The 9,229-nt window shown below is 36.1% G+C and carries 11 protein-coding genes; all 11 read right to left on the bottom strand.

Going from position 1 to position 9,229, the window contains the following annotated elements:
* Positions 1–77 (bottom strand): HTH domain-containing protein (locus DWX65_RS15790; RefSeq protein ID WP_442969762.1); only part of this gene is annotated, 77 nt, incomplete at its 3' end.
* A 46-nt stretch (positions 78–123) separates the two neighbouring features.
* Positions 124–873: a hypothetical protein gene (locus DWX65_RS14545; RefSeq protein ID WP_055287939.1), complete on the bottom strand. Its 750-nt coding sequence runs from the start codon at positions 871–873 to the stop codon at positions 124–126.
* 40 nt (positions 874–913) lie between these two features.
* Entirely contained in the window at positions 914–1,861 is a 948-nt protein-coding gene (locus DWX65_RS14540) for a hypothetical protein (RefSeq protein ID WP_118173732.1), read from the bottom strand.
* A gap of 27 nt (positions 1,862–1,888) precedes the next feature.
* Positions 1,889–2,788: a hypothetical protein gene (locus DWX65_RS14535; protein WP_118173731.1), complete on the bottom strand. Its 900-nt coding sequence runs from the start codon at positions 2,786–2,788 to the stop codon at positions 1,889–1,891.
* Positions 2,789–2,817: 29 nt separating this feature from the next.
* The gene (gene fliD / locus DWX65_RS15450) at positions 2,818–3,573 is read right to left on the bottom strand and encodes a flagellar filament capping protein FliD (RefSeq protein ID WP_242997892.1); all 756 of its coding nucleotides are present in this window, start codon (positions 3,571–3,573) and stop codon (positions 2,818–2,820) included.
* 21 nt (positions 3,574–3,594) lie between these two features.
* Complete coding sequence (locus DWX65_RS14525; RefSeq protein WP_199535063.1) at positions 3,595–4,371, bottom strand: FlxA-like family protein; 777 nt, start codon at positions 4,369–4,371, stop codon at positions 3,595–3,597.
* 291 nt (positions 4,372–4,662) lie between these two features.
* Complete coding sequence (locus tag DWX65_RS14520; RefSeq protein WP_118173729.1) at positions 4,663–6,033, bottom strand: sensor histidine kinase; 1,371 nt, start codon at positions 6,031–6,033, stop codon at positions 4,663–4,665.
* Positions 6,030–6,743, bottom strand: coding sequence for a LytR/AlgR family response regulator transcription factor (locus DWX65_RS14515; RefSeq protein WP_117686938.1), 714 nt, complete (start codon positions 6,741–6,743; stop codon positions 6,030–6,032). The genes DWX65_RS14520 and DWX65_RS14515 overlap by 4 nt, the downstream gene beginning before the upstream one ends.
* A 313-nt stretch (positions 6,744–7,056) precedes the next feature.
* On the bottom strand, positions 7,057–7,221 hold the full coding sequence (locus DWX65_RS15070) for a hypothetical protein (protein ID WP_158561579.1): 165 nt from the start codon (positions 7,219–7,221) through the stop codon (positions 7,057–7,059).
* 20 nt (positions 7,222–7,241) lie between these two features.
* Complete coding sequence (locus DWX65_RS14510) at positions 7,242–7,436, bottom strand: hypothetical protein (RefSeq protein WP_117699209.1); 195 nt, start codon at positions 7,434–7,436, stop codon at positions 7,242–7,244.
* Between the two features lie 57 nt (positions 7,437–7,493).
* Positions 7,494–8,684, bottom strand: a complete 1,191-nt coding sequence (locus DWX65_RS14505) for a DUF4885 family protein (protein WP_117699210.1) — start codon at positions 8,682–8,684, stop codon at positions 7,494–7,496.
* Positions 8,685–9,229: the final 545 nt, after the last annotated feature.

The following is a 9,229-nucleotide window of genomic DNA, read 5'->3' as shown; positions in this document are numbered from 1 at the left end:
CTGTCAATATCATTTTCCTCAACACCAGCCATTTTTGCTATCGTTAGCTTGGATATGCCATAATAGGAAACAAGCACTTCCAACTAATGCATTGATTTGATATTTTCCTTTTACCGAACCCTCTTATGCCTTAATATCAAAACTTGATCTATCAGGTGCAGAAATACTCACAGATTCTGCTACAAGGCTCTGTGTCATACTTTTTACATCATTACCAGTTACGGATAAGGTATAATCACCCGTTTCTTTTCCTTCTGCCGATTTTTCTGCACGTTTCTTTGCAGCTTTTTCTTCCTCTGCTTTTTTAGCAGCTCTTTTCTCTTTTACTTTTTCCTCTTTTTCTCTGTTCTCTTTTGCCTTTCGTTCAGCATTCTCTTTCGCTATTTTCCCATCTGGATCATTTGTACAAGATGCTGTCTCTATAATATTTCCGTTTGCATCAATCATATAACTCTGATTTGTCACAGTGCCCAAACATCCATTAATCGTATCTTTTGTACAATCCGGAATGGCTGCTAAGTTTTCCTCCAAATACTTTGCTTTTTCCGGATCATTCATGCACTTTTGTAAAAATGCACTTGAAACAGATACCGTTGTCGGAATGCCCTGCATTGAAGTCAGCCCTATATTCATATAATGGTATTTTCCTTGCAAGTATTTTGAATAATCATTTACATTACTATACCCTGTCTTAATCTGCTCTGTTTTTGTCACACCGGGACGTGATGTTTTTAATTCAACTGTACTTGTTGTCACGTTGCCGTCTTTTGTATTTGTACTATCCTTTTCACTATCTGTTTTTTTAACAGTATTCTTGTAATTTGAAGCATAATACGATGTGTAACTACTGTTATTGATACCTGTAATTGCCATAATCCTACCTCCCTGTTATTGAAACTTAAAATAATTTCTATTATATTGAACGACTTGGATATTTAATTTCCGTTGATGTAAATTCATCTTCTGCCAAAACATTGATATGCCCACTGCTGTCAATAGCATACTCTTTACCATAAACGGAAAACGTATCTCCTTCTTTAAATCCGATTTCTATCCAGTTTATATCATTTAACTGTTTTATCTTTGCGTCAACATTTATGGTCTTTCCTGATTCCTGCAATAAATAAGTGTGTTTTCCTGCTCCCGCTTCTATAGAAAAGAATCCCGGAGAAATCCCGACTTTCTCACAGACGGACAATACCTCCTCATTGCTGTAAAGATACCCCCACACACTCTTTCCCTGTGCCAGATCAGACAGGATATTGCCTGCCTTACACATTTCCCACTTATAATTTGTCCCTTTTTGATTTGTATTCTCTGCAAGCAACGATTCCGAGGCTGCCCAGCCTATCCTTCCATTATTGACCGTCCATGTATATTTACCACCACTTGATGTTGTCCATGAATAATAACTTTTATTACTTAGTACCAGAGAATTATTCTCAGCACAGATGCCTGACAAGGTGCTTGTATTCATTTTCGATACTGCATAATTAGGTACTACCTGTCTGCTCCCATTAAGTTCAAAGGAAATAACCCCGTACTCCTTAAAATCAGAATTATATCCACAGGAAACATTCTCCCCAAAATTGATTGCATTCAAAATAGCACTTGAATTATTATAGTTTGCAAAATAATAAGCCAATTCACTGTTAGAAATATTCGCATTTTTATCTATCAGTGCAGCTATTGATTGCTTTGAAAAGCCTCGTGCAGCATCAGAAATACTTAAACTGTCCTGTTTTTTATTATTTCCTACTCCAAGCAACATCTGTATTGCTTTTTGGTGTATTCCTGCCTCTGCTTGCTTTGAATATGTCAACAGCTGGTTTACTGTGTTTACATCTGTTACTGTCTTCATAGCTAGTCTCCAAACCCTTTTTCAACATTAAACGCCAAACATATGCTGCAATTTGTCCAGCATATCGTTTGATTTTTCTCTAACACTTCCCGGCTGATTTCTTAATTCATATCTGTTTTCATAGTAATGATTCAAGTAACCTTTCAGCCCATCATAAAATGAATCCTTATCTATTTCATCATTTAAAAATTTGTCACACAAACCGGTCATTTCCATTTTCTCATTCGTATAGAAAGCTCTCTCATCGGAGATGATTTCTGATTTGTACTTATAAGCTTCTGTTTTGCTCCCTATTCCGACAACCATATAATCCGGTGTCATTCTCTCCATGATAGAATTGCGTGCCGACTCATTAAAATGAACATATTCGTCAATCATATCTGAAAAACCTGCCTGTAATTGCTCCGGGACATACATTTTATTTATTTTGTTTAATCCAGCCTCACTTGCACTTAATAAAAATACCGATTCAAATGAAGTACCACGATACCCTTCCCTGGCATTCAAGTCATCTACCGCTGCCACCATTGTGCCGATCTGCTCTTTTAATGTATTTCTTTCATCTTCTGATAAATATTCTGCCGCATTTTCATCTATCCACTTCTCAAAAACCGCAGCCTGATTCTCAGAATGTCCCTCAAAGACACTTCGATCTCCTGAAATAGAAGACGCCTTTAATTCCAATTGAAACAAATTCTCACACTTGTATTCTGCCGGTATTTCTTTTATCTCTCCATTGATTGATGAAAAATGCATTGCCTGAAACTCTGAGACTTTATCACGGGCAGTCTTCACTAATTTTTTTGCTGAATCACTGATTGTCACATCATCTTCCGAAATCATATTCTGAGGAACCATTTTTTGCTTCTCAACCTTATTTTTTATCATCTCTGGATTATTAATATACCTATTTCCTTGAACTTTCATAGCAACCTCCTTAAGTTAGTCCACACTTTCTATACTTCTTTATCTATCTTGCTCGATGTCAAAGAAGAATCCGTCTTAGAGTATGTACCATTATTTGTATAGGTTGCACTCGCCCGGTTTGCAGCATTCGATATACCAGTTGCTTTCTGCGATATTTTGCTTACAAAAGAATTATATCCTGTAAAGACCGTTTTCAGCGAACTGATATCTGCCTGCTTTAAAGCATCCTCATCTAATTCCAACTTGTTTCCTTTTCCTATGGTAATACCTATTTTGGCAAGCATATTACTGTTTTTGTCTGTCATTCCAGTCATCCATGAAGCATTTCGCAATACATCCTTTGTATTAGATTCTCCGGCTTCTTTAACTACATCATTATAATCTTCAACAAAAGATTTTACTGCCTTGGTGATTTTATCCCAGTCATAATCCTCTACCTCAATCTCTTCCCCCGTTTTTTCATCTTTCTTTTTTATTTTCTTTTTTTCCCAAAGAGAAGAGTCATTCAAAGCATCTGCTGATTTTTTCAGAGAATCTGCACTTGTTTTCATCAAGGTAAGTCTTTGTGAAGTATCACCTTTTCCTGATAATTTTTCAGCATCCTGTTTTGCATAATATGCTTTCATAAGTTTTCCATAGCTTCCATTTTTGATTGCAGCATAATCAGAAAGCATATTTGTATTGCCTACTGATGAACTATCTGACGTTCCACTAAACAAAGCTGAAAAATCTACATTGCTGTTATATTTACTTGTATAATCACTAAAACTTTTGATTTCTGACATAACACCAGCCTCCTTTCCGAACTATAAACGTATATCTATCGGTGTATATACTACCGACTGTCCACTTTCTGATGCTGGATTTGTTATTGTTTCTGCTGTTTCTGTTTTGACATCTGCATTCTCTGATGCATCTGTTGTCGTATCTGCATTTTCCTGTGTATTCTCTGCTTTCTGAGTTTGATTCTTCTTTGTTTCTGCTGCATCTGTACGGTTGTCTGCCTTTGCTGCTTCTTCCATAGATTTATTTGCATCTGAAAGTGAAGACATCTGTGCTGCTGTTGCAGACTGCGCTTTTGCCTGCAAATCTGCCAGTTCTTCTTCTTTCTTTTCGGTATTGCCTTTTCCAGCATCCTGCTTGATTTCAGACTCAAGCACACCGGCTCTTCCTTCCATCTGTGTTGCCATACTACCCTGCACTTTTGCCTGCTTCATAGATGAATCTGCGGAAATCATTGCCCGCATACCTGCCTGTGACAAGCCTGTTCCTTTCTTTGCAGATGTATTTTTTGTACCAGCCACCATATCATCCATAGATGATTTTTTACTCTGCTGTTCCTTTCTCTGTTCAATCTGGTGCTGTCTTAACTGTTGATTGAGATTTGTAATTTCCTGCTGTATCTCCTGACGTTTCTTCATCTTATCCTCTAATGACAGTTCTTCATTTGATGATAAGTCCTGCAATTTCTGCTGTGCATTTGCAATCTGATTCTGAATATTTTTACTCACAGAATCATTCGCCTGTGCCATTCCTATTGCTCCTGTCTGCGTATTCGTTCCGTTAAATCCATTAATTTTCATCATTTCGTTGTCCTCCTTGAGCTAATACTCTGAAATCCGTTTCCTGAAAATCTGTATAACATGATTTCTCTTTATTTTTTCTTTCGGCATATCTTTCTTCACAATAAACCATAATGTTGTGAACCGCCCTTTTTTCGTTGTGAAGCAGTCTGAAAATGCTTTTCAGACTGTCGCAGTGCTCCTCAAATATTGTTGCAAGCAACATATTTTCATCGCTACCTGCGCAAAAAAAGCACTACATATTTCTGTAATTTCTGTAATTTACAAAATACATAGTGCCAATTTATTTCTTTATTCTACCTGCATCATAATGCTAAGGATTACTTCCTCATTTCCCTGCTCCAAAGATATATCTCCCATATACATTCTGGCAACCCGGCGAATGTTATTCAGACCCATTCCATGTTCCCTCCCAGATTTGGTTGTTTCTGGCAAATCGCTGTCACCAAAATTAAGCTGACCCCCAAAACTGTTTTTTATGGTTATCATAAAGATACTGTTTTTCCGAAAAGAAGAAATGCTGATATACGGATCATCTCCACTTACATTTTCCATGCAGTTATTCAAGGCATTATTCATGATCACACTCAAATCAAATGCATTTAACTTCGTATTCTGCGGATAATGAAAATCCGACAGAAACCGAATCTGCCTTTCTTTTGCTTCTCTCAGCTTTTCCATCAAAATGACATCAATTACCGGACTTCCTGTCTTTATTTCCGGAGATACCTCGTCCCATTCATTTTTCAGATGTTCCAAGTATTCTGTAGCATCATCCATATTATTATGTGCCACCAGATGTTCCAGTGTCTGTATATGATTTCCCATATCATGGCGCATGGAGCGGATATCCCGATACAACTTTTCGACTTCCTCGATATGCTTTTTCATGTCACTGATCTGATTTAATACCAGCTCTTGTCCCCGCTGTTCTTCCTGCATCTCTTTCCAGTTTTGAAACATTACAATCACAACAAGAATAGCAACTATGGAAATCAGATAGTGTAAAAAGCTTAAAGCTCCATAAAATCCATATGTATCAATCAAGTTCTTTCCAGTATCTCTTTCGTATATCATGAGATAATATTGTAAAATGCCATACCCAGTGACGCCTACAAGTGAAGGTATAATAAGCATTACCATCTCTTTGACGCTCATTTCATCTTTTTTGTATATATACGCTTTATTGATCAGTCCTATTGCAACCGCAATAAAAGCAATACAAAGTACAATATCCAAAACTCTGGTTCCAACATATAGTCCGTATTGCAACCACACTTTTTCTGCACTCATATTCCGAAATACAAGTGCTTTTGTAACAAGATCATCAAGTCTGGCTGCCATTGCAACCGTTAACCATCGGATAGAAAAGAACGTAATTGCAAGAAATATTTTCTGATATATATTTCTTCTGTCCTCTGCATACATCACAAGAAACGCTGCTATAACTCCAATCAGATATGCGGAAAAATTATCAATCTGTGGCGGAATCATATATAAAACAAGCATAATCGTAATATAAACAATACTGACTGCCACAGCCCCTTTTTTCTTTTTTATATAGGGACAAACAAATTTTCCAAAATAGATTCCTGTAATCATAAGGAGTGCGATAACAGAAATTTTCGATGTAACCATCCAGCATTTTTCTACCAAACTCATCCGATTTCTTTTCCTTTCCTCTGATTATATTTCAAATATTGTTTTACAAACTCAGAATAATTCTGTTTTGCAATCAATGCAGTTCCATTTTCCATCGTCACACAATTTGCATCATATTTCTGAACATATTTGAAATGTACGAGGTAGGCTCTGTGTGTACGAAAAAAATCTGCTCCCGCAATTTCACTCAGTTCCTGCAATTTTCCATAATATTCAATATTCGTATCCCGTGTATGGATAATGACTTTTCGATTATATACCTCAGCATACACAATATCCTTCAAAAACACTTTCATATGGCTTCCTCCGGACTGCACCATCATGTATTTTTCATCCGATTGATTTTCAGAATATTTTTCAATGCTTCTGACTGCACGTTTCACAACTTCCTCAAATTTTTCATCTGAAAACGGTTTCACCAGATAATGAAATGCTGCAACATCAAATGCCTGAAAAACATACTCCTCCACAGCAGTTACAAATATCAATACCATTCTTTCATTTTTCTGACGCAGAATCCTTGCCGTTTCCATTCCATCCATTCCTGGCATCTGAATATCCAAAAATAGAATATCCGGCTCACAACCACTTGCAATCAATTCATCACCAGATAAATATTTTTCTATTACTGCATCCGGTAATAATTTCTTTATTTTTTCTTCTAATATCAATCCTATAGATTTTTCATCATCACAGATTGCTATTTGCATCTTGTCACTTCCTTACTTACATACAATTATATTTATAATATCGGAAAAGTTCTTTAAATAGCTAGCCACCATGTTGTGAACAGACCTTTTTTTGTTGTGAAATAGAATATCACATATATCGCTTTATCTGCCTCCTGTTAATTTGTTTTATCCGGCACACGCTCCTGGGAGTGACTGTATCTATCAAAAAAAGAAGTCAGCAGTTTATTCACGCACTACTGACTTCCTATACTACTTATTTTAATTGCCTCCCACATCCATCTGAATCTGATATCTTGGAATCGTCCCATTTTCCTTTTTATAAGCCAGAACATCATAAATCATCTACTGTTACGTTCCCATTTGATACCTTATTCAAAAAACGATCTAATTCCTCTACATAGCCAGCCAGACGATATTCCTCATCCCTGTCATTACTCAATAAACCAATAAAACGATTGTTCTTATTGGTGCCAATGTTCAATAACGATAAATCCACAACTCCCGAACCGTATCCTTTTACTGTTGCACTTGTAGATGCCCCCGTAAAAGCATTACGATAAAGATTATTGTCTCCATCATTTTTTCCGTCAGAACAAATTCATCACCTAAGTCCTTCATTTTTGATTGGCATACCGGAGCCGGCATATGATATGTATAATTACCACAAATATTCTTATACTGACTATGATTCTGAATGATTCCAATTCCCATACAGGGTTCTCCTTTTTTCGTAATTTTTCAACCAGTTTGCAAAAAAATATTATATTTCTAAAGCACAGAATACCATTGTCTGTTCATACGATCAGCTTCATACTGGTATGTAATCAACTGGTTCATATCCTTTAAGCTGCTCTTTCCATATAAAATGCTTAAAGTCATATCTGGCACATTGTTCCATCCTCTGGTTGAAATAGTTGAAACCAGGTCATGTATCCAATTATTCATTTGCTGCTTAAACTCTTTCGGAACTTTTCCGGAACTTTCAACTGCACTATCCACTAAGTCTAATATATTCTCTCCCGACTCCGTATAATATGTCCCATTTTTTTCCTCAAGTTTGTCTAATTCATATCCTGTATAACTATAAACCTGATGATATGCTTCGTATTTCATCTTTGATTCCTCTGTTACTTGAGAACTCTCACAGCCATCTTGTGTTGAGCAATAATAGATATGCTTATAGAGATTTTTCCCATTATTACCTACATTTAAAGCATTCTGCATCAACACCTTTGTTTCTTCATCCACGCCATCTACCGTTATCTCGTAACTGTATGGATCGACAGTAAAAGTACAATCTTTCGTAATAGAAGATGTATCGACACCAGCCTGCTTTAAAATATTTGAAATCTGCGAATTTACCAATGCTCTTTCAAATTGGATTTTATCCGAATCTACACTGTCGCCGTCCACTTCAATTCCCCTGAACAAAGAATCCTGATAATTTACACCATTTATTTTTCCTGTCCGGCACATCTGCATCTCATAATTATATGCAATCCTACGTTCTGTATCAGTCAAATTAGTCTCGTAATACTCTGAACTCTTATCAAAATACTTGGAATGAATATAATTTTCTGGGTTAGAATGTGTTTTTGCTTCTGCGGCAAGCTTAGAATACTTTTCCGTTAATGCCGCCCTAAATGCTTTACCTGTACTCATATATTCACTTGTTTTCGCATTAATCTGTGTTCCTGCATTCTCAATGAGCTCTTGATTCGTTTTTTTTGCTGAAACTATATAGGACTTTAAGTCAATGCTACTGTCAATACTTGTATTATGTGTTCTTCCACTTGTACTTTTTGTCAGTTTTTCCTTTCCCGATGCACTTATCGTTAAGGTATCTCTTGTGCCTCTACAACCAGTGTTTTGACTGCTTGCCGCTTTTTGCTGTTGACCAAACAGAACATTAAGCAATGACTGATTAGCATTTATTCGGCTGTTAAAAAATATATTCATAATATCACCAACCTCCTTCTTCTAATATTTTATAAACAAAATTATTGTTCATCCAATAATTTGATTATAATCATGTAATAATTCAGATTTTATCATGAGATACCATCTCAATGCTCTTTTCATAACTAGAAGCTGCTGTTGACACCAATGACTGAATATTGACATTATCACTGTTAGCATTTGAGTTATTCAATAGATTGGACAGTCTTTGTTTACTTTCATATGTCCGACTTCTATATACATCTTCCATTTGTTTACGTTTTATCAAATGTTCCTTTTGATTTTTTTCAATCTGTTCTTCAATAAATTCCTCCAACCGCTTATGACGTTTCTCCCACCAAGTTTCTCCATCATTAGCTGTTTCTAGTCCACTCTTTCCTACCGGACCTGCATAACCATATCATTCTTCCGGTGACGCTCCAATAACATCAAAGCTAACATTATTTGATCCTACAGAAAAATATTATATTTCTAAAATACAGAATATCATTGTCTGTTCATACTACCGCAAATATCAGTTTATGATCTTCGCACTCTAATTTCAG

The sequence above is a fragment of the Roseburia sp. AF20-18LB genome, from assembly GCF_003461185.1.
Lineage (GTDB): Bacteria > Bacillota > Clostridia > Lachnospirales > Lachnospiraceae > Roseburia_C > Roseburia_C amylophila.
Note: the sequence above shows the minus strand (reverse complement) of the source record. Positions and strands in the feature narration are given on the sequence as shown.

Bases quoted from the DNA above. Each gene is read 5' to 3' on its own strand.
- DWX65_RS14525 (WP_199535063.1), bottom strand. From the start codon at position 4,371: ATGAAAATTAATGGATTTAACGGAACGAATACGCAGACAGGAGCAATA.
- DWX65_RS14520 (WP_118173729.1), bottom strand. From the start codon at position 6,033: ATGAGTTTGGTAGAAAAATGCTGGATGGTTACATCGAAAATTTCTGTT.
- DWX65_RS14535 (WP_118173731.1), bottom strand. From the start codon at position 2,788: ATGAAAGTTCAAGGAAATAGGTATATTAATAATCCAGAGATGATAAAA.
- DWX65_RS14505 (WP_117699210.1), bottom strand. From the start codon at position 8,684: ATGAATATATTTTTTAACAGCCGAATAAATGCTAATCAGTCATTGCTT.
- DWX65_RS14510 (WP_117699209.1), bottom strand. From the start codon at position 7,436: ATGGGAATTGGAATCATTCAGAATCATAGTCAGTATAAGAATATTTGT.
- DWX65_RS14540 (WP_118173732.1), bottom strand. From the start codon at position 1,861: ATGAAGACAGTAACAGATGTAAACACAGTAAACCAGCTGTTGACATAT.
- fliD (WP_242997892.1), bottom strand. From the start codon at position 3,573: ATGTCAGAAATCAAAAGTTTTAGTGATTATACAAGTAAATATAACAGC.
- DWX65_RS14545 (WP_055287939.1), bottom strand. From the start codon at position 873: ATGGCAATTACAGGTATCAATAACAGTAGTTACACATCGTATTATGCT.
- DWX65_RS14515 (WP_117686938.1), bottom strand. From the start codon at position 6,743: ATGCAAATAGCAATCTGTGATGATGAAAAATCTATAGGATTGATATTA.